Below are 19,430 nucleotides of genomic sequence, written 5' to 3'. Positions count from 1 at the left end.
AGGCCGACCGCCCCGGCGGGGACGGGCGTGCCCGCCGCGGCCGCGGCGGCGAGGTCGCGGACGGCGTCGCGGAGCCGGACGAACCGGTCGAGCTCCGCCGGGCCCAGGTCCCCCGGGGCGGGTGCGGGGACGCCGGGCTCGAAGGCGTCCGCGTTGTCGTCCAGCCAGGCGGCCAGGTGCTCCGGCCGGGCCAGCCCCTCCTTGGCCCGGCCGCGCACGGCGTAACGGGTGTTCGCGAACTCGATGGCCAGCGGCTCCCCCAGCCGCGGCGCACCCCCGCTTTCAGGCTTCACGGGACCCTATGGTGCCACTCTGGGCGGGCCGACCGGCGGGTTGAAGCGGTGGAGCTCACCGAACTCCCAGCGCAGTCCCAGCGCGCGCGGGATCTCGACCACGCCGCGGACGTCGAAGTCGATCCAGCGCTGCGCGCCGGGGGTCGCCGCCGCGCGTTCCGGGTCCCAGTCCACCCTGGCCTGCCCGGTCAGGTGCAGGGTGTGGCCCTGCTCCCAGTCGAGGAAGAGCAGCCCGGCCGAGGGGTCGAGCTCCAGGTTGCCGAGCGTCATGTACATGCCGTTCCCGCTGTAGTCGGGCCAGCTCAGCCGTGTCGGCCCGGTGACATGGACGAAGCCGGGGTTCCCGCCGCGATGCGAGACGTCCGCGCCGTGTCCGGGCGCGCGGGTGGCCACGAAGAAGGTGTCGGCCCCGGAGATCCACTCCCGCTGCGCGTCCGACAGGGACGCGGCCGAGCGCGGTGTGCCCGGCACGGGCGCGGTGACCGGCTCTTCCGCCACCTCACGCGTCTGGATGTGCTTGGGGCAGTTGCCGTACACCTGCTCGGTGTGGACGACGAGGCGCTCGCCGTCCCGGCGCATGGTGCCGTTGACCCGGATGCGCCTGCGGGTCTGCGGCTCAAGGGCCAGGATGCCGATGTCCCCTTCGCCGGGGAACTCCGGCAGGGCGGGCGTCGCGGCCACCACCACCGTGCGCTCGCCGAACGCCTCGGCGAAACCGGGCGGGCCGGTCACCGCGTCGGCCCAGACCGATCCGTCCGCGTCCGCGGCGCCGAGCACCAGGAGCCGCTGCTCCCACAGGAAATCCGCCGCCACCGGCGGGATCTCCGGGCGGGTGCCCGCCGACCCCCATGGTCCCCGGTCAACGCCGGTGCGCCGCTGGACCGCGGCCTCTCCCTGATGGATCATCACCCCTCCTCTCCGTTCTCCACGCCGTCCTCGAAGAATCCGCAGGTCGGCGCGGACGGCCTGGGTGCGGGCGCGGTGTCCGCGCCGGACGGGGCGTAGATCTCCAGCCGGATGCCGTCGGGGTCCTCGAAGAACACGCCGCCGGACCGGGCGCCCTCCCGGTGCGGGACGACCCCGTCGTAGGCGAACGTCGCGTCCAGCTCACGCAGCGTCGACTCGGCCGCGCGCACGTCCTCGATGGAGGGCACTTCGAAGGCCAGGTGGTGCAGACCGGGAACCCCCGCGGCGAACCGGCCGTCGCTCTGCTGCCACAGCGTGACCTGCAGCGTGCCGTCACGCCCGAGGAAGGCGAAGCGGCGACCGTCCTCGGTGGACTCGCCGAGCAGGTCGAAGCCGAAGACCCGCCGGTAGAAGGCGGTGGACCGGCCGAGGTCGGTGACGTTCAGCCCGACGTGCCCGGTGCGCGGGCCGGTGGACGGGACGGCGGGTGCGCTCATGACTCTCCCTCAACAGCTAATGCCTTAGATGCTATTTGCCATTAGAGAATGTCATGATCGATTAACGGTATCAAGTCATCGCATCCATTAGATGGGATTCCGGCTCCTCCGGCCGGGGCGGTCCGGTGGCCGGAAGGCCGTCCGGTCATAACGCGCCGCGCGCCGATGGCGATGTCCAGGGCGCACCGGCGGGCAGGGTACGCGCGCCCGCCTCCGTCCCGGCCTCAGGACCCCTTCGAAGGAGAACCGACCATGCGACGCGCTTCAGCCCTCGTCAGCGCCCTCGTCCCGGCCCTCGCCGCCGCGACACTGGCCCCCGCCGGCACCGCCGAGGCGGCCACCGGTGACCTGTTGATCGGGTACACCCTCTTCACGAACCCCTCCGGCTGCTTCGCGCCCGAGAACGTGCCGGTGTACGTCCTTAACCACACCGACGCCACCGTGACCGGCTACCTCAGCCCGGGATGCACCGGCCAGATAGAGGGCACCGTCCCCGCGGGCGCGGGCCGGCGCTTCTACTACGCCAAGAGCTTCTACATCCCCTGACCGGGCGCCCCGTCCCGGCGACGTCCCGGACGGCGCACCGCGTAGACGACGGCGCCGCACGCCAGCACCGCCGCGCCGGACAGTACCGACGGAACCGGCAGCGCGAACATGAGGACCAGGCATCCGGCCAGCCCGAACGCGGGGACGGCCCGGCGCGGGCGGCCCTCGTCCGCGGTGAGCGTCCACGCGGCGGCGTTGGCGATGGCGTAGTACACCAGCACGCCGAAGGAGGAGAAGCCGATCGCCGCCCGCACGTCCGCCGTGGCCGCCAGCAGCCCCACGGCGGCACCGACGACGATCTCCGCGCGGTGCGGCACGCCGAACCGGGGGTGGACGGCCGCGAGCGCGTGCGGCAGATGCCGGTCGCGGGCCATCGCGAGCGTGGTGCGGGAGACGCCGAGGATGAGGGCCAGCAGCGCGCCGAGCGCGGCGACCGCGGCGCCCGCGCGGACCACCGGGACGAGGCCGGACGCGTCCGCGGCCCGCACCGCCTCGGCCAGCGGTGCGTCCGCTGCGCCCAGCCCGACGCCGCCGAGGACGGCCAGGACGGCGACGGTCACCGCGGCGTACACGGCCAGCGCGATCCCCAGCGCGAGGGGGACCGCCCGGGGGATCGTCCGCGCGGGATCGCGGACCTCCTCCCCCAGCGTGGCGATGCGCGCGTATCCGGCGAAGGCGAAGAACAGCAGCCCCGCCGCCCGCAGGACGCCGCCCGCCGTGGCGTCCGGGCCGGGGTCCAGGCGCCCGGCGCGCGCCTCCCCGGACACGGCGACCGCGATCACCACGGCCGCCAGCACCGCCACGACCAGCACGACGATCGCCCGGGTCAGCAGGGCGGACTTGCGCACGCCCGCGTAGTTCACCGCGGTCAGCGCCACCACCGCGGCCACCGCGACGGCGTGCGGGTGGGCGGGCCAGACGTACAGACCGGCCGTCAGCGCCATCGCCGCGCAAGACGCCGTCTTGCCGGCGACGAACCCCCAGCCCGCCAGGTAGCCCCAGAACGGCCCCAGCCTCTCGCGGCCGTAGACGTAGGTCCCGCCCGACTCGGGATAGCGGGCGGCGAGGCGCGCCGAGGACGTCGCGTTGCAGTAGGCGACCACCGCGGCCAGGGCCAGCGCGATCGGGAGGGCCGACCCGGCGGCGCGCGCCGCCGGCGCGGGCGCGGCGAAGATCCCCGCGCCGAGCATCGCGCCGAGCCCGATCAGCACGGCGTCCGGCAGCCCGAGCCGCCGCCGCAGCGCCTCCGGAGCCCCCGCCGCCGATGCCCCGCCCATGAACCACGCTCCCACGTCACGCCCGATGCCCATCGCCGCCGGACGGACGGGGCCGCCGCCGCGACGCACCCGGCGTCCGGACGTGCGCCCGCCCGGCGCCGTTTCGCAGGGAGGTTATGGCAGCGGAGTGAACGGCGGGAGTCGGTGGGTGACCGGGGCGCGGGGTGGTCAGGGTTCGAAGCGGTAGCCCATGCCCGGCTCGGTGATCAGGTGGCGGGGACGGGACGGGTCGCTTTCCAGTTTCCGGCGGAGCGAGGCCAGGTAGACCCGCAGGTAGTGGCTCTCCCTGACGTGGGCGGGGCCCCACACGCCGGCGAGCAGGCGGCGCTGCGTGATGAGCTTGCCCGGGTTGCGCAGCAGGATCTCGATCAGCCCCCATTCGGTGGGGGTCAGGTGGGTCACCCGCCCGTCCTCGGCGGTGACGGTCCTGCGCGACAGGTCGACGGTGTGGTCGCCGAGCCGGACGGACGGCGCGGCCTCCCCGGCGGGCGCCCGGCGGGTGATCGCGCGGATGCGGGCCAGCAGCTCGTCGACGCCGAACGGCTTGGTGACGTAGTCGTCGGCGCCCGCGTCCAGGGCGTCCACCTTGTCCTTGGCGCCGGCCCGGCCGGACAGCACGATGATGGGGATCCCGGTCCAGCCGCGCAGGCCCCGGATCACCTCGATGCCGTCCAGGTCGGGCAGGCCGAGGTCGAGGATGACCAGGTCGGGGTGCCATTCGGCGACCCCGGCGAGGGCCCGGCCGCCGTCCGGGGCGACCCGCACGTCGTAGTCGCGGGCGCGCAGGTTGAGCCGGAGGGTCGCGAGGATCTGCGGCGAGTCGTCCACCACGAGCACGCGGGTCACGCGGAGTCACCCCGCCCCCGCCCGGCGCGGCCGGGCTCCGCGCTGTCCGGCCGCTCCCGGCCGGCCCTGTCCCGCCACGCGGCGACCCGGTCGATGATCAGCGGGTGGGCGAGGGCGTCGTCGTGCCCGGCCGGGCCGGGCGGCGCGGCGGGCTCCGCCGGGGCGGGGGCCGCCCGCTCGTCCCGGTACCGCCGGGCGGGCATGGTGAGGGCGGGCATGGTGAGGACCATCGTGAGACCGCCGCCGGGCGTCTCCTCGGGCGTGATGGTGCCGCCCATCGCCTCGGCGAGCCCGCGGGCGAGCGCGAGGCCGAGGCCGACGCCGGTGTGGTTGTCGCGGTCGCCGAGGCGCTGGAACGGCTCGAAGACCCGGTCGCGGTCGGCGGGCGGGATGCCCGGACCTCGGTCGATGACGCGCAGTTCGAGGCGGTCGGCGTGGGCGCTGGCGGTGACGAGCACGGGAGCCCCCGGAGGGTTGAAGCGGACGGCGTTGGCGATGAGGTTGGCGAGGACGCGTTCCAGCAGCGCGGGGTCGGCGACCATCTCCGGCAGGCCGTCGGGGACGCGGATCTCCACGGCGGCGCGGCCGGTGTCCCCGGCGGCCCGGGGCACGATGTCCTCGGCGGCGACCGGGCCCGCGGCGATGCCGAGCGAGCCCGCCTGGAGGCGGCTCATGTCGAGGAGGTTGGCGACCAGGTGGTCGAGCCGGTCCAGGGATTCGGCGGCGGTGGCGACCAGCTCGTCCTGGTCCTGGACGCTCCAGGTCACGTCGGGGGTGCGCAGGCTCTCCACCGCGGCCTTGGCGGAGGCGAGCGGGGTGCGCAGGTCGTGGCTGACGGCGTTGAGCAGCGCCGTGCGCATCCGGTCGGCGGCGGCGAGCGGGCGGACTTGGCGGGCGGCGGCGGCGAGCCGCTGGTGCCGCAGCGCCACCGCCGCCTGGGCGGCGAAGGCCTCCAGCACCCGCCGGTCGGACGCGGGCAGGGGGCGGCCGCGCAGCACGAGCGCGAGCGCCTCGTCGTCGACGAGGACGTCGGACTCGCCGGCGTCGGGACTGGTGCAGGGCGCGCCGCCCGTGGTCGCGACGATGACCCATGAGCCGGGGTCGTGGAGCGTGCCGGGCGTCGCGGGCTCGGCGGGGTCGCGTTCGAGGAGCGTCACGGTCGTCAGCGCGTAGGTCTCGCGGAGCCGCTCCAGGATCCCCGACAGCGCGTCGCGGCCGTCGCCGGGGACCAGGTCCGCGCCGTGCTCGCCGCGCAGGATGTCCCCGGCGAGGGTGGACAGCACCTCGGCGTCCGCGCGGGCGCGGGCGGCCTCGCGGCCCCGCCGGGCGGTGACGTCGACGATGGTGCTGACCGTGATGCCGACCACGACGTACACGCCGAGCTGCAGGAGCGCCTCCGGGCGCTGCACGGTGAACGTCCCGATGGGCGGGGTGAAGTAGTAGTTGAGGAGCAGGGTGCCAGCGATCGCCGCGAACAGCGCCGGGTAGAGCCCGCCGACCAGGGCGACGCCGACGACGGCGGCCTGGAACAGCAGGATGTCGCTGGTGAGCGACAGCTCCCCGCGCAGGTGGTACAGCAGGACGGTGAGCAGCGGCAGGCCGAGCGCGGCGATCAGGAACCCGGCGTGGCGGCGCCGGGCGGGGACCCCCCACGCCGAGCGCAGCGCCTTCCAGCGGCGGCCCTGGTTGGTCTCCTCGTGGGTGACCAGGTGCACGTCGATGGCGCCGGACTGGGCCGTGGTGGTGACGCCGACGCCGCGCGAGAACAGCTGCGCGAAGCGGCCCCGCCGGGAGGCGCCGAGGACGAGCTGGGTGGCGTTGACGCCGCGCGCGAAGTCCAGCAGCGCGTCCGGCACGCTGGAGCCGATGACCTGGTGGTAGCTGCCGCCCAGGCTCTCCACTAGGGCGCGCTGGCGGGTCAGGCTGGCGGGGTCGGCGTCGGTGAGGCCGTCGCTGCGGGTGACGTGCACGGCCAGCAGGTCGGTGCCCTTGGTGCGGTCGGCGATCCGCGCGGCCCGCCGGATCAGGGTGTCGCCCTCGGAGCCGCCGGTGAGGGCGACGACGACGCGTTCGCGGGCCTCCCAGGTGCCGCGGATGTCGTGGTCGGCGCGGTAGCGGTCGAGCTGGTCGTCGACCTTGTCGGCCAGCCACAGCAGCGCCAGCTCGCGCAGCGCGGTGAGGTTGCCGACGCGGAAGTAGTTCCCGAGCGCGGCGTCGATCTTCTCCGGCGCGTAGACGTTGCCGTGCGCCATCCGGCGGCGCAGCGCCTCGGGCGCCATGTCGACCAGCTCGACCTGGTCGGCGCGGCGGACGACCTCGTCGGGCACCGTCTCGCGCTGCGGCACGCCGGTGATCCGCTCCACGACGTCGTTGACCGAGTCGAGGTGCTGGACGTTCACGGTCGACACGACGTCGATCCCGGCGTCGAGGATCTCCTCGACGTCCTGCCAGCGCTTGGTGTTGCGCGAGCCCGGGACGTTGGTGTGCGCCAGCTCGTCGACGAGGACGACCCGCGGGCGTCGGGCGATGATCGCGTCGGTGTCCAGCTCGGTGAAGGACGTCCCCCGGTAGGGGACGGTCCTGCGCGGGACGATCTCCAGGCCGGCGAGCAGCTCGGCGGTGTGGGGGCGGCCGTGGGTCTCCACGAGGCCCACGACCACGTCGGTGCCGCGCTCCCGGCGCCGCGTCCCCTCGCCGAGCATGGCGTAGGTCTTGCCGACCCCGGGCGCGGCGCCCAGGTAGATGCGCAACCGGCCGCGGCCCATCGCACCCCTCCTGTTCTGCTCCGGCCGGGTGCGGCGGGCACGGGGCCCGCCGCACCCGGCGGTGGCGGTCAGCTCCGGACCGGGTACTCGCGGTCCAGGGCGATGTTCAGCTTGAGGACGTTGACGCGGGGCTCGCCCATGAAGCCCAGGACCCGTCCGTCCTTGGCCTTGTTCACGAGCCGCTCCACCTGCGCGGGCCCGACGCCGCGCGCCTGGGCGACGCGCCGGACCTGGATCGCGGCGTAGGCCGGGGAGATGTGCGGGTCGAGGCCGCTGCCGGAGGCGGTGACGGCGTCGGCGGGCACGGCGGGTTCGGCGGGCGCGTCGCCCTTCACGGGAACGACCAGTCCCGCGGCGTAGTCCTCGCCGAACTTGGCGAGCTCCACCTTGACGCCGTGGTAGGCGCCCACGAAGGGGGCCTTCACCACGCCCTGCTGCTCGTTCACGCTGACCACGCGGGTCGGGTGCGGGACGCCGCCGCCGGCCGTCCGGTGCCCGAACACCGCCAGGACCGCCCCGGCGCCGCCCGGGGTGCAGAACGGACGCGCGCCGCTGACCCCGTCGAGCTTGCCCACCGCCTTGCTCCGCGCGCAGACCTGGGTGAGCAGGCTCGGCCTGGCGTTCTCGTCCTCCTTGCCCGCCGCGAGGAGCCTCGGGTCGGGCAGGGTGTCGACGACGTCCTCCGGACCGAGGTTGCTCGCGGAGGTGGCCGTCGGGTCGTAGCCGTCCCCGGCGTTGGACGGGCGGCTCTGGAAGTACTGCTTGAGCGGGTCGCCGTTCTTGTTCGTGAAGGACTGGCCGATGAGGGCGCTGCCGACGGTCCGGCCCCCGGCCTTGACGTAGGAACCGTCCGCCTTGTGCTGCAGACCGGGCAGTTGCGCGACGGCGAACACCGCGAGCGGGTAGACGACGCCGAGCAGCACGGTGAACAGCAGCAGCGCGCGGGCCGCGGCGAAGTGCTGCCGGATCCAGATGGGTGCACGCATGTCAGGACATCCCCGGAAGGAACTGGATGATGAGGTCGATGAGCTTGATGCCGATGAACGGGGCGACGATCCCGCCCAGCCCGTAGACATAGAGGTTGCGGGACAGCAGTTTGGAGGCGCTGCTCGGCCGGTACTTCACCCCGCGCAGCGCCAGCGGGATCAGCGCGACGATCACCAGCGCGTTGAACACGACGGCGGACAGGATCGCCGACTGCGGGCTGTGCAGCCGCATGACGTTGAGGGCGTCCAGGCCGGGGAACAGCGTCACGAACAGCGCGGGGATGATCGCGAAGTACTTGGCGATGTCGTTGGCGATGGAGAAGGTGGTCAACGCGCCGCGGGTGATGAGCAGCTGCTTGCCGATCTCGACGATCTCGATGAGCTTGGTCGGGTCGGAGTCCAGATCGACCATGTTGCCGGCCTCCTTGGCGGCCGACGTGCCGGTGTTCATCGCGACGCCGACGTCGGCCTGGGCCAGGGCGGGCGCGTCGTTGGTGCCGTCCCCGGTCATCGCGACCAGCCGCCCGCCGTCCTGCTCCCGCCTGATCAGCGCGAGCTTGTCCTCGGGCTTGGCCTCGGCGAGGAAGTCGTCCACGCCCGCCTCGTCCGCGATCGCCTTGGCGGTCAGCGGGTTGTCGCCGGTGATCATCACGGTGCGGATGCCCATCCGGCGCATCTCGTCGAACCGCTCGCGCATGCCCTCCTTGACGACGTCCTTGAGGTGGATGACGCCGAGGACGCGGGCGGCGCCGTCCACGACCTGCCCGACGACCAGCGGCGTGCCGCCGGAGGCGGAGACGCCGTCGACGATCTCACCGAGCTCGGTGGGCACGTCCCCACCACGGCCGCGGACCCAGTCGGCGACCGCGGCGGCGGCGCCCTTGCGCAGGACGCGGTCCGGTACCCCGCCGGCGCCGTCGAGGTCGACGCCGCTCATCCTGGTCTGCGCGGAGAACGGCACCCAGGTGGCGTGGGTCAGCTCGCCCGAGGTGCGCTCGCGCAGGCCGTGCCGCTCCTTGGCGAACACGACCACCGAGCGGCCCTCGGGGGTCTCGTCGGCCAGGCTCGACAGCTGCGCCGCGTCGGCGAGCTCGGCCTCGCTCACCCCGGCCACCGGCAGGAACGCCGCGGCCTGCCGGTTCCCGAGCGTGATCGTGCCGGTCTTGTCCAGCAGCAGGGTGCCGACGTCGCCGGCGGCCTCGACGGCGCGCCCGCTCATCGCCAGCACGTTGCGCTGGACGAGCCGGTCCATCCCCGCGATGCCGATCGCCGACAGCAGCGCCCCGATCGTCGTCGGGATCAGGCAGACCAGCAGCGACACCAGCACCACGCCGGTGACGCCGTGGCCGTCCAGGGCGAGCGAGTCGGGCACGCCCGGATTGCCCTCCTTGGAGTAGATCGCCAGCGGCTGGAGGGTCGCGACCGCGAGCAGGAAGATGACGGTGAGCGCGGCGAGCAGGATGTTGAGCGCGATCTCGTTGGGCGTCTTCTGCCGGTTCGCCCCCTCGACGAGCGCGATCATCCGGTCGATGAACGACTCGCCGGGACGCTGCGTGATCTGCACGACGATCCGGTCGGAGAGCACCTTGGTCCCGCCGGTCACCGCGGACCGGTCACCGCCGGACTCGCGGATCACCGGCGCGGACTCGCCGGTGATCGCGGACTCGTCCACGCTGGCGATGCCCTCGACGACGTCGCCGTCACCGGGGATGATCTCGCCGGCCTCGACGACCACGTGGTCGCCCCGCCGCAGTTCGGGCGCGGGGACCCGTTCCTCGTCGAGACCGGTCCGGCCCGGTGCCCACCCGGCCACGCGGCGCGCGACCGCGTCGGTCTTGGCCCTGCGCAGCGCGTCCGCCTGCGCCTTGCCGCGCCCCTCGGCCACCGCCTCCGCGAGGTTCGCGAACAGGACGGTCAGCCAAAGCCACACGACGATCAGCCAGGCGAACACGCTCGGGTCGAGGGCGGCCAGGACGGTCGTCCAGACCGCGCCGACCTCCACGATCAGCATGACGGGGTTGCGCCACAGGGTGCGCGGGTCGAGCTTGCGGGCGGCGTCGGGCAGCGAGGTGAGCAGCAGCCGGGGGTCGAGGAGCCCGCCGGAGACCTTCCCGCCGCCGCGCGGCGCGGGCGGCGGCGCCGGGGCCGGCGCCGGTTCCATGGTCTGTGCGGTCATCAGTGGATTCCTTCGGCCAGCGGTCCCAGCGCGAGCGCGGGGAGGAACGTGAGCGCGACGAGGACGACCGTCACGCCGGTCACCATGCCGACGAACTGCGGCCGGTGGGTGGGCAGGGTGCCCTCGGACTCGGGCGTGCCGCCCTGCCGGGCGAGCGACCCGGCCAGCGCCAGGACGAAGATCATCGGCAGGAACCGGCCGAGGGCCATGCACAGGCCGAGCGCGGTGTCGTAGAAGACGGTGTTGACGGTGATGCCCGCGAACGCCGAGCCGTTGTTGTTGGACGCGGACGTGAAGGCGTAGAGGACCTCCGACAGGCCGTGCGCGCCGGAGTTGAGCGGCCCGGCGCGTCCCGCGCCGGTCGCCATCGCGACGGCGGTGCCGGTCAGCACCAGGATCGGCGTGATCAGGAAGTACAGCGCCGCGCACTTGATCTCGCGTGCACCGATCTTCTTGCCCAGGTACTCGGGCGTCCGGCCGACCATGAGGCCCGCCACGAACACCGTGATCACCGCGAGGACGAGCATCCCGTACAGGCCCGAGCCGGTCCCGCCGGGGGCGACCTCGCCGAGCATCATGTTGAACAGCGTCATCATGCCGCCGAGGCCGGTGTAGGAGTCGTGGAAGGAGTCCACGGCGCCGGTCGAGGTCAGCGTGGTCGCCCCGGCGAACGTCGCCGAGTTCGCCACGCCGAACCGCGTCTCCACCCCCTCCGACGCGGCGCCGGCCGCGGTGGGGACGGTGCCGTGGTGCATCAGCTGGAAGACGTTGACGAGCGAGACGCTGATCAGGGCGATGGTCGCCATCACCGCGAGGATCGCGTAGCCCTGCCGGTTCTGCCCGACCATGCGGCCGAAGGTGCGGCACAGCGCGAACGGGATGACCAGGATCAGGAAGATCTCCAGCCAGTTCGTCCACGGCGCGCCGTTCTCGAAGGGGTGGGACGAGTTGGCGTTGTAGAAGCCGCCGCCGTTCGTCCCGAGCTCCTTGATGACCTCCTGGCTCGCGACCGGCCCGCCCGTGATCCGCTGCTGCGCGCCGGTGATCGTGGTGATGACGTGGTGGTTCGCGTCGCCGAAGTTCTGCACGAGACCGCCGGCGATGAGCGCGATCGCGCCGACGAAGGCGATGGGCAGCAGGATCCGGAGCGTGCCGCGCACGAGGTCGACCCAGAAATTGCCGAGGTGGTCGGTCCGCCTGCGGGCGAACCCGCGGATCAGCGCGACGGCCACGCACATGCCGACGGCCGCGGACACGAAGTTCTGCACCGCGAGCCCCGCCATCTGCACCAGGTGGCCCATCGTCGACTCGCCCGAGTACGACTGCCAGTTGGTGTTGGTCACGAAGCTGACCGCGGTGTTCCACGCCTGGTCCGGTTTGACCGGGGCGAACCCGAGGCTGAGCAGCAGGTGGTCCTGGAGACGCTGGAGGCCGTACAGGAACAGGATGCTCACCGCCGAGAACGCCAGCACGCCGCGGGCGTAGACGCCCCAGGTCTGCTCGCTCTCGGGCCTGACGCCGATCACGCGGTAGACGGCGCGTTCCACGCGCCAGTGCCGGTCACCGTCGTAGACGCGGTACATGTAGTCGCCCAGCGGCCGGTAGACGACCGCGAGGGCGAGCACCAGGGACCCGATGAAGAGGATCCCCGCGAGGGTCGTGCTCATCAGAAGCGCTCCGGATACAAGAGGGCGGCGATCAGGAACACGATCAGCAGCGCGGCCAGGGCGAGGCCGACGGCGTTCTCGGCGGTCACAGCCGCTCCACGCCCTTCACCAGCACGCCGAGCAGGACGAACACCGCCACTGTCAGCAGGACGAACGCCACGTCACTCATGGTTGCTTTCCTCTGTCGAGACGTCCGGGACCTCGTGGGTCCCTTATTTGGGGCGTTTTCGAGTTAAGCCAGAAATTGCGGCAAAATAGCCGCCCTTAACGCGTCCTTAGCGGCCCTCCCGGCAGGCTTAACGCGCCCCTAACGGGCACGGGTCCCCCCAGGCCGGAAGGGGGTTCCGGGCGGCGGCGAAAGGCCCGGCGGGCGGAACGCGCGAGGGCCCGTCACCGGGTTCGGTGACGGGCCCTCGCGCCGTGCCGGGTCAGTACGGCGGGTCAGCACGGTGGGTCAGTACGGGCGGGGTCAGGTGCGCAGCATGCCCCGGAGCCTTTCCATGGTCTCGGCCGCGGCGGCCAGGTTCTCGTGGACGGCGCCGGTGACCTCGCGCAACCGGTCGCCGAGGGCGCCACGGTCGGTCAGGAGGGCGTTGCCGTCGCCGAGCACCTCGGTGACGCGCTCCCGGCCCCGGGCCTCGGCCTCGCGCCGCGCCCGGCCGATGAGCTCCAGGATGGTGCCCGCCAGGTCCTCGGCGCCCGCCCGCATGGCGCGAGGGTCGATGTGCAGCGCGCTCACCCCGCTGGTACCGGAGTACTCCACGGCCACCCGCCCGTCCGGCGACTCGGCTCGGGCGGTGACGCCGGCGCCGGCGGCGTGCGCGTCCCCGAGCAGGGCGAAGAACGCGTCGGCGTCCGCGGCCAGTATCCCGGGGTCGAACCCCAGGAGGTTCGTCAGGTCGTCCATTCCCGTCACTCCCAGGGGTAGCGGTAGGAGCCGTCCGGGGCCTGCTCCGGTGCGCGATCGCCGGTCAGGGCCTGGGCGCCGCCGGTGTTCCACGTCTCGTGGAACCCCTTGGCGCCCGCGGCCTGCGCCCAGCCGGGCGGCAGGGCCTCACCCGCCCGGCTCCCGGCGGCCCGGCCGTAGAGTCCGCCCGCGGGCGCCCTGCCGCCGAGCCCGAACGCGGTCACATCGCGTTCCACGCGGTTCGCCGTGCCCCACACGAGCATCGGCCCCTGCGCGACCGTGGCGTAGACGAAGTCCCGCAGCCCGCCGAAGTCGCCCTTCGCCGCGTCCACCAGCACGTCTCCCGCGACGAGCGTGCCGAGCAGTCCGGCGCACGTGTGCAGGACGGCGTTGAGCGCCCCCTCCATCGACCTGAGCGCGGCGTTCAGGTTCGCCAGCGTCATCGTCGCCGACAGCCGCGCCATCGCCGCGCCGACCGGGACGACGGTGGCGGCCAGCACCCAGACCGCCAGCGCGGCCAGCACCGCGGCGAGCGAGGCCATGAAGACGATCACGGCCATGGTCAGCGCGGCCGCCGTGAACAGCACGGCGGCGACGAACGCCGCGCGCAGCTCGGCCGACAGCAGGCCGGCGAGGTGGCGGTCCATCCGGCGGCGGAAGGCGCGGCCGTCCGCGCTGCGCCAGCCGTCCTCCTCGATCCCGCCGACGACCCGCTCGACGCGCTCGCGCGCCGTCCGCACCTCCGCCCCCGCCCGGACCCACGCCGCACCGGCGTCCCAGAGGGCCTGCGGGTCGTACTGGTGGACGTGGAACGCGGGGACGAAGGGCCATGCCGCCGGGACGCCCAGGGCCGACAGCGAGAGCGCCGCGACCGCGCCGACCCGCAGGTTCTCCCGAGCCAGCCAGGCGCCCCGCCCGAGCGCGATCACGGCCGGACCACCCTGACGGTACTGGCGTTCTCGGCCGCGTCCCACGTGTCGGCCGAGTACCGCACCCCGTCGCCGATGACGACGGCCTCCTCCGCCCGGTGACCGAGTTCCCGCACGGTGTACGCCTCGACCTCGTTGTAGGCGACGGCCAGCGAATAGGTGAACGACGTGAAGGACGTCTCCGCGATCTGCAAGCCCGCCACTTCCCGGACGGCCTTCTCCAGGGGCCCCGCCGCCGCGGGCAGCTCCGCCTGGATCCGCCGCAGGCGCTCGCGCTCGATCCGCACCTCGTCGGGGGTCGCGGGCGGTGGCGTCGGCGGCCATCCCCGCCATCGCGCGTCCCCGTCCGGCGGCAGCGGCCGCACGGGGGCCGGCGATGGCGCGTTCAGGATCCTGTCGATGGGGTTCACGGCGTCCTCCAGAGGTCCGGGGACCGCCATTCAAGATCACCAAGAGCGGGCGGGCAACCGCGCTTAACGCCTTCTTGACGCCACGATGGAGGCGGAGTCCCGCCCGGACTCACCGGCGAAGGGTTCGGATCGGAGGCCGGGCGCGTTCGAGCGGCGGGTCCGCCTCGTTCGGGACGGGGCGAGGGGGGCGGGCGCGAGCGGCGCGGGGCGGCCCGGCCGGAGGGGGGCCGGGCCGGATTCCCGTCGCGGACCGTTCCAGCTAGGCGCGGGAGCGGGGACGCGCGGCCCCGGGACTCACGGGGAGGGCCGGTCGTCCGAAGCCCGCAGCCGTTCCCTCGCGAGGCGCTCGACCAGGATGGGCACGAAATCCCGGATCGGCTTGTCGTCGAAATTCTGGTGGGCGGCGGCCACGGTCCGTGTCACCTGGTCTTCGGTGTAACTGTCGGCGAACGTCCGGCTGAGCCGGTCGGTCAGTTCCAGCAATGCCTGGCGTTCGCGTACGACCGGGTCCCCTTGCGCTGTCACCATGTGCCTCCTTCGGCAGCAGGGCGCTCGATACTTCAATATCGAGAGTGCCCCCGGCCGGGCCCATAAGCAAGAGGCGATTCCCCCGGACGCCCCGGGGTGGGTTCCGGGTGATCCACGGGGGGTCGGCACGGGCGCGCGAGCGGCCCGAACAGGGGTGGCGCGTGGTTCGCCGGAGGCGGCCAGGCGGCCCTCGCGCGACGGGCCACCGGGCACCGTCCGGCGCACTCCGGGCACGCCGCCGGAACCCCCGAGAATAGGGGTCGGAATAAGGGTATCGCCATTCCGCGGGGAGCACCGATGATGAGGACGAAATCCGGACAGGGGGACGCCGCGCCAGAACGGCCGGAAGCGGCCGATGAAGCTATTCCGGTGGCGGCGGACACGACACTCAGGAGGACGGGCCATGGCCCAGGAATTCGATGTCATCGTGGTCGGGGGCGGCCCCGCGGGAGCCACCGCCTCCGGGCTGCTCGCCAAATGGGGGTGGCGGGTCCTGGTCCTGGAAAAGGAGAAGTTCCCCCGCTATCACATCGGCGAGTCGCTCGTCCCGGGATGCATGCCGATCCTGGAGGATCTCGGCGTGAAGGAGGCCGTCGAGGCGACCGGCGCGACCCGCAAGTACGGCATCTCGTTCCTGTGGGGCGCGGACCCCGAACCCTGGTCGGTGGACTTCGACGAAGTCTGTCCCCACCCCTACGCGTTCGAGGTGAAGCGCGCGGAGTTCGACAGCCTGCTGCTGTCGAACAGCCGCCGCCTCGGCGCGACGGTCCTCGAAGAGGCGCCGGTCCGCGATTTCCTGTTCGAGGACGGCCGCTGCGTCGGCGTCCGGTACGGCCGGGACGGGGCGACCGAGGCCAGGGCCAGGTTCGTGATCGACGCCTCGGGCCAGGCGAAGCTCCTGGCGCGCGAGTTCGGGACCGTCGGCTGGCACGACGACCTGAAGAACCTGGCGACCTGGACCTACTTCCAGGGCGGTACGCGGCTACCGGGACGCCGGTCGGGCGACATCGTGGTGGAGACCCTCCACCCCGGCTGGCTCTGGCTGATCCCGTTCACCGACGGGACGTGCAGCGTGGGGTTCGTCGCCCCCGCCGAGGAGTACAAGGCGACGGGCCTGGCGCCCGAGGAGGTGCTGCGGCGCCGGATCGGGGAGTCGGTGGTGACGCGCGGCCTGCTGGAGGGGGCGGTGGAGGCGGCGCAGCCCCGCACCGCCAAGGACTGGTCGTACACCAACGAGCGGTTCGGCGGGCCGGGCTTCCTGCTCACCGGGGACGCCGCCGCGTTCATCGACCCGCTGTTCTCGACCGGGGTGATGCTCGCGATGAAGGGCGCCTCGACCGCCGCGCGGACGGTCAACGCGATCCTGGAGCGGCCCGGCGAGGAGGAGGGGCTCCGCGCCCGCTACGAGACCTCCTACCGCGACTTCCTGGACGTCGTGCTGTCCTTCGTGCGGTTCTTCTACGACCCGAGCCGCGAGGTCATCGAGTACTTCGAGGCGGCCAAGAAGCTCGTCGACCCGGACGAGGCGCTCGCCGCCCGGCAGGACTTCGTGATGCTGATCTCCGGCACCTACGGGATCGAGCCCGTCATGGAGGGGGTCCCGGCTGCGCCGAATTCTTAACGCCCGGCCCACGGGCTCGCCTGGCGGCTCGCCCGTGACCGTGCTCGTGCGAGCGCGAATCGCTTCGCGATCTTCCCGGCGGGGCTCGCCTCCGGCGTCGCCCCGCCGGTCAGGGCGCGCGCTCGCGTGACGGCTGAGGTTTTGTTGAGATGGGCCCACAGTCCTGCCTCCGGTCGGGGTTGCGGGCCGTTCGGGCCTATTTGTCTGGGTCGTTGTCGCGGGCACTTGGGTGGGTTCGTATGTGGGCGGGGGTGTCCGGGGTGGGGGGGGGGCGGTCGTAGGCGTCCCGGACGAATGACAGCATCCGCAGGAACGATCGCGCGTCCACGGCGGAGGCGGGTGCGGTGGGGGTGATGCCGCGAATCGGCATGGCGCCCACCGACACCCAGCGCAGCCGGCCGCCCGCGTCGACGGCGGCGCGCGCCCGGTTCCGGTTGTCGGGGTGCAGGCAGTACGGCACGTCGAGGACGCCGCGCTCGAACGCCCGCACGAAGGCCCGGCCGAGGTCACCATCGAGGTCGAGGACCGCCTCGACGAGCGCCCGCGCCTCGGCCAGCACGCCGGTGTCCTGCGGCGGGACGGGCACGGGACGCCCCCGGTGGCGCCGGGCGGTCACCGCCGCCGTCTCCAGCGCCGCCACGTTCTCCTCCACCGTCGGGATGCGGGCGGCCTCCGCCGTGGTCTTCACGATGAGCCGCTCCGCGCCCGCCCACACCGCCAGCCGCGCGCTCTCGCGCAGCAGCTCCCGCGCGCCGTCCCGGCTGCGCGGATAGGCGCCCATGTGGGTGTAGAGGACGATGTGCGGGTCGACGTCGGGGAGCATCTCGGCGGCCAGGGCGCGCAGCGCGGCGATCGCCTCGATGTCCTGCGCGGTGTCGGCCTGCTGGGCGTAGCTCAGCGAGATCGCGCGGAGCCCGTGCCGCCGGAAGAAGATCCCCTCCAGCACGGACACGGCGACCAGCAGGCCCGGCGGGCAGAGCTGGCCGAGCAGGCAGCCGCCGAAGCTCTCCAGGTGGCCGCCGTGGGCGGCGAGCAGTTCGCAGCACCGCGCCCACTGCGCCACCGACTCCCGCAGCGGGGTGCGGCCGTAGGGCAGGCAGTACGACACCGGGCCGCCCTCGGTGGCGTCCAAGCCGGCGGCCAGCAGGGTCGCGACGATCGGCAGCGGCATCGCCGAGCCGTGCCTGACCTGCACGGGAAAGCCCGCCTCCCCGATTCCGGCGACCACCGCGCGGGTGACGCCGGGGCCGTGCGCCACCAGCGGGAACCCGTTGAGCTCGGCGCCGGCGGCGAGCGCCTCCCGCACTCCGGCGAGGTCGCCGACCCGGGTGTAGCTGTCGACGGTGATGGTCCCGGCCGTCAGCGCCCGCGCCGCGCGGGTGCGCGCCAGGCCCGCCCGCATCCGCGCGGGCCGCGCGAAGCCCATCCGCGGCTGGACGACCGGTTCGCCGCGGTGCCGCGCGAGGCGGGCGAGGTCGTCGAGCGCGGTCACCCCGGCCCGCCCTCCAGCGCGGGCCGCCGCAGGCCCTCCAGGTAGCCGCAGAACTCCGCCACGCCGTCGTCGTCCTCGTACACCCCGTCGAAGCCCGCCGCCAGCAGCGCCGCGACGCGCCCGGCGCCGCCGCGGCCGACGGTGAGCTTGCCGCCGATCAATACCGGCACCTCCGGCGGCACCGCCTCCGCGCGCAGCCGGCGGACGACCCGCGGCCCGTCGATGTGCCCGTGCCCGTTCACGGTACTGATCACGACCACGTCCGGGCGGTGCCGGCGGCAGGCGGCGACCAGCAAATCGTCGGGCACGCACGGCCCGAGGTTGACGACGTCGTGGCCCATGTCCTCCAGCAGGAGCTGTAGGAACACCAGGTTCCAGGTGTGGGCGTCCGACGACACGCTCGACAGGAGCACCGTCGGGCGGCCGCGCTCCACCGTCCCGTCGCGCACCGTCAGGTCAGTCATCGCGCGCGTCCAGGACGGCCCCGGCGAGCGCCTCGGGCGTGCCGGAGTCGTGGACGAGCGTGGCGGGCAGCGGCAGCCCGGTCGCCCGCTCCAGGCGGTTCCGCAGTTCCAGCACCGTCATCGACTCCAGTCCCAGCTCCCGCATATCCGCGGTGGGGCCGATCGCGTCGGGGTCGTCCCGTCCGAGCACCGCGGCCAGCTCCGCCAAGACCAGCCCGAGGACGAACCGGCGGCGTTCCGCGCCGGGGAGCGCGGCGAGCCGTCCGGCTGCGTCCGGCTCGGCCCCGCCGGGCCCGCCACGGCGGGCGAGGGCGCGCCGCGTGTCCGGCAGGTCCCCGATCAGGCCGCTCGGGCTGTGGGCGGTGAAGGCGGGCGCGAACCGGTCCCAGTCGACGTCGACGACGGTCACGGCGGTCTCGCCCAGGTCGAGCGCCCGCCTGAGCTCCGCCACGGCCCGGCCCGGCTCCATCGGGGGCAGCCCGCGCCGCCGCAGGTGCTCCCGCGCCTCGTCGCCCGCCGCCATGCCCTCCCCCGCCCACGGCCCCCACGCCACCGACGTCGCGGGCACGCCGCGTCCGCGCAGCTCGGCCGCGAACGCGTCCAGGAAGGCGTTGGCCGCCGCGTAGACGGCCTGCCCGACGCTGCCCCAGACGCCCGCCGTGGAGGACGCCAGCACGAACGCCTCCAGGGGACGGTCCGCGAGCAGGTCCGCCAGATGGACGGCCCCGGCGACCTTGCCGAGCGCGACGTCCACGACGTCGGCGGCGCCGAGGTCCACCAGGTCCCTGTTCTGCAGCAGGCCCGCGCCGTGCACCACGGCGCTGATCGGCGGCCCCGCCCGCTCCACCGACTCGATCAGCGCGGCCACCTCCTCCCGCGACGACACGTCGCACGCCGCCACGGTCACCTTCGCGCCGAGCGCGGCGAGCCCGGCGGTGGCCTCCGCCAGCCCCGGCACGTCCGCGCCCCGCCGCCCGGCCAGGACCAGGTGCACGGCTCCGTCCCGGGCCAGGGCACGCGCGATCTCCAGCCCGACGGCGCCCGTGCCGCCGGTGATGAGCACCGTCCCGCCGGGCGTCCAGGACCCGGCCGGCGCTCCGCCCGCCGGTGCCCGGACCAG

The 19,430-nt window shown here is 74.0% G+C and carries 19 protein-coding genes; 2 read left to right on the top strand and 17 right to left on the bottom strand.

Annotated features, from left to right (window positions below):
* The 3 genes from E1291_RS27300 to E1291_RS27290 all read right to left on the bottom strand — a co-directional run.
* Window positions 1-293, bottom strand: a 293-nt coding sequence (locus E1291_RS27300) for an ABATE domain-containing protein (protein WP_207400964.1), incomplete at its 3' end; no start/stop codon positions are given.
* 6 nt (window positions 294-299) lie between these two features.
* Window positions 300-1,199 (bottom strand): pyridoxamine 5'-phosphate oxidase family protein, encoded by a 900-nt coding sequence (locus E1291_RS27295; RefSeq protein ID WP_131740948.1) that lies wholly within the window; start codon window positions 1,197-1,199, stop codon window positions 300-302.
* Window positions 1,199-1,696: a VOC family protein gene (locus E1291_RS27290; protein WP_131740947.1), complete on the bottom strand. Its 498-nt coding sequence runs from the start codon at window positions 1,694-1,696 to the stop codon at window positions 1,199-1,201. The genes E1291_RS27295 and E1291_RS27290 overlap by 1 nt, the downstream gene beginning before the upstream one ends.
* A gap of 252 nt (window positions 1,697-1,948) precedes the next feature.
* Between E1291_RS27290 and E1291_RS27285 the strand changes: the two genes are divergently transcribed.
* A complete protein-coding gene (locus E1291_RS27285; RefSeq protein WP_131740946.1) occupies window positions 1,949-2,242 on the top strand; it encodes a hypothetical protein in 294 nt (97 codons plus the stop codon).
* On the opposite strand, the gene E1291_RS27280 is transcribed toward E1291_RS27285, so the two are convergent.
* From E1291_RS27280 to E1291_RS27225, 11 genes are all read right to left on the bottom strand, one after another.
* Entirely contained in the window at window positions 2,230-3,519 is a 1,290-nt protein-coding gene (locus tag E1291_RS27280) for an APC family permease (protein ID WP_131740945.1), read from the bottom strand. The two genes, E1291_RS27285 and E1291_RS27280, sit on opposite strands and share 13 nt — an antisense overlap.
* 168 nt (window positions 3,520-3,687) lie before the next feature.
* Window positions 3,688-4,365, bottom strand: a complete 678-nt coding sequence (locus E1291_RS27275) for a response regulator (RefSeq protein WP_131740944.1) — start codon at window positions 4,363-4,365, stop codon at window positions 3,688-3,690.
* The gene (locus E1291_RS27270; RefSeq protein WP_131740943.1) at window positions 4,362-7,130 is read right to left on the bottom strand and encodes an ATP-binding protein; all 2,769 of its coding nucleotides are present in this window, start codon (window positions 7,128-7,130) and stop codon (window positions 4,362-4,364) included. The genes E1291_RS27275 and E1291_RS27270 overlap by 4 nt, the downstream gene beginning before the upstream one ends.
* Window positions 7,131-7,198: 68 nt before the next feature.
* Window positions 7,199-8,116 (bottom strand): potassium-transporting ATPase subunit C, encoded by a 918-nt coding sequence (locus E1291_RS27265; RefSeq protein WP_131740942.1) that lies wholly within the window; start codon window positions 8,114-8,116, stop codon window positions 7,199-7,201.
* Between the two features lies 1 nt (window position 8,117).
* Window positions 8,118-10,292, bottom strand: a complete 2,175-nt coding sequence (gene kdpB, locus E1291_RS27260; protein WP_131740941.1) for a potassium-transporting ATPase subunit KdpB — start codon at window positions 10,290-10,292, stop codon at window positions 8,118-8,120.
* Entirely contained in the window at window positions 10,292-11,959 is a 1,668-nt protein-coding gene (kdpA, locus tag E1291_RS27255; RefSeq protein WP_131740940.1) for a potassium-transporting ATPase subunit KdpA, read from the bottom strand. The genes kdpB and kdpA overlap by 1 nt, the downstream gene beginning before the upstream one ends.
* Window positions 11,959-12,048, bottom strand: a complete 90-nt coding sequence (gene kdpF, locus E1291_RS27250) for a K(+)-transporting ATPase subunit F (RefSeq protein ID WP_131740939.1) — start codon at window positions 12,046-12,048, stop codon at window positions 11,959-11,961. Before kdpF ends, kdpA begins: the two co-directional genes overlap by 1 nt.
* A 380-nt stretch (window positions 12,049-12,428) precedes the next feature.
* Window positions 12,429-12,866: a YbaB/EbfC family nucleoid-associated protein gene (locus E1291_RS27240; RefSeq protein ID WP_131740938.1), complete on the bottom strand. Its 438-nt coding sequence runs from the start codon at window positions 12,864-12,866 to the stop codon at window positions 12,429-12,431.
* Between the two features lie 5 nt (window positions 12,867-12,871).
* Window positions 12,872-13,795, bottom strand: coding sequence for a hypothetical protein (locus tag E1291_RS27235; protein ID WP_131740937.1), 924 nt, complete (start codon window positions 13,793-13,795; stop codon window positions 12,872-12,874).
* The gene (locus E1291_RS27230; protein ID WP_131740936.1) at window positions 13,792-14,205 is read right to left on the bottom strand and encodes a hypothetical protein; all 414 of its coding nucleotides are present in this window, start codon (window positions 14,203-14,205) and stop codon (window positions 13,792-13,794) included. The genes E1291_RS27235 and E1291_RS27230 overlap by 4 nt, the downstream gene beginning before the upstream one ends.
* A gap of 294 nt (window positions 14,206-14,499) precedes the next feature.
* The gene (locus E1291_RS27225) at window positions 14,500-14,733 is read right to left on the bottom strand and encodes a three-helix bundle dimerization domain-containing protein (RefSeq protein WP_131740935.1); all 234 of its coding nucleotides are present in this window, start codon (window positions 14,731-14,733) and stop codon (window positions 14,500-14,502) included.
* A gap of 403 nt (window positions 14,734-15,136) precedes the next feature.
* On the opposite strand from E1291_RS27225, the gene E1291_RS27220 reads away from it, so the two are divergent.
* Window positions 15,137-16,354 carry an NAD(P)/FAD-dependent oxidoreductase gene (locus E1291_RS27220; RefSeq protein WP_131740934.1) on the top strand — a complete coding sequence of 406 codons (1,218 nt, stop codon included), beginning with the start codon at window positions 15,137-15,139 and terminating at the stop codon, window positions 16,352-16,354.
* A 196-nt stretch (window positions 16,355-16,550) separates the two neighbouring features.
* On the opposite strand, the gene E1291_RS27215 is transcribed toward E1291_RS27220, so the two are convergent.
* From E1291_RS27215 to E1291_RS27205, 3 genes are all read right to left on the bottom strand, one after another.
* A complete protein-coding gene (locus tag E1291_RS27215; RefSeq protein ID WP_242614400.1) occupies window positions 16,551-17,846 on the bottom strand; it encodes a methylaspartate mutase in 1,296 nt (431 codons plus the stop codon).
* Window positions 17,843-18,310: a cobalamin B12-binding domain-containing protein gene (locus E1291_RS27210; RefSeq protein ID WP_131740933.1), complete on the bottom strand. Its 468-nt coding sequence runs from the start codon at window positions 18,308-18,310 to the stop codon at window positions 17,843-17,845. The genes E1291_RS27215 and E1291_RS27210 overlap by 4 nt, the downstream gene beginning before the upstream one ends.
* A partial coding sequence (locus tag E1291_RS27205) for a beta-ketoacyl reductase (protein ID WP_131740932.1) occupies window positions 18,303-19,430 on the bottom strand: 1,128 nt, incomplete at its 5' end. The genes E1291_RS27205 and E1291_RS27210, both read right to left, overlap by 8 nt.

It is taken from the genome of Actinomadura roseirufa (genome assembly GCF_900659635.1).
GTDB lineage: Bacteria > Actinomycetota > Actinomycetes > Streptosporangiales > Streptosporangiaceae > Spirillospora > Spirillospora roseirufa.
Note: the sequence above shows the minus strand (reverse complement) of the source record. Positions and strands in the feature narration are given on the sequence as shown.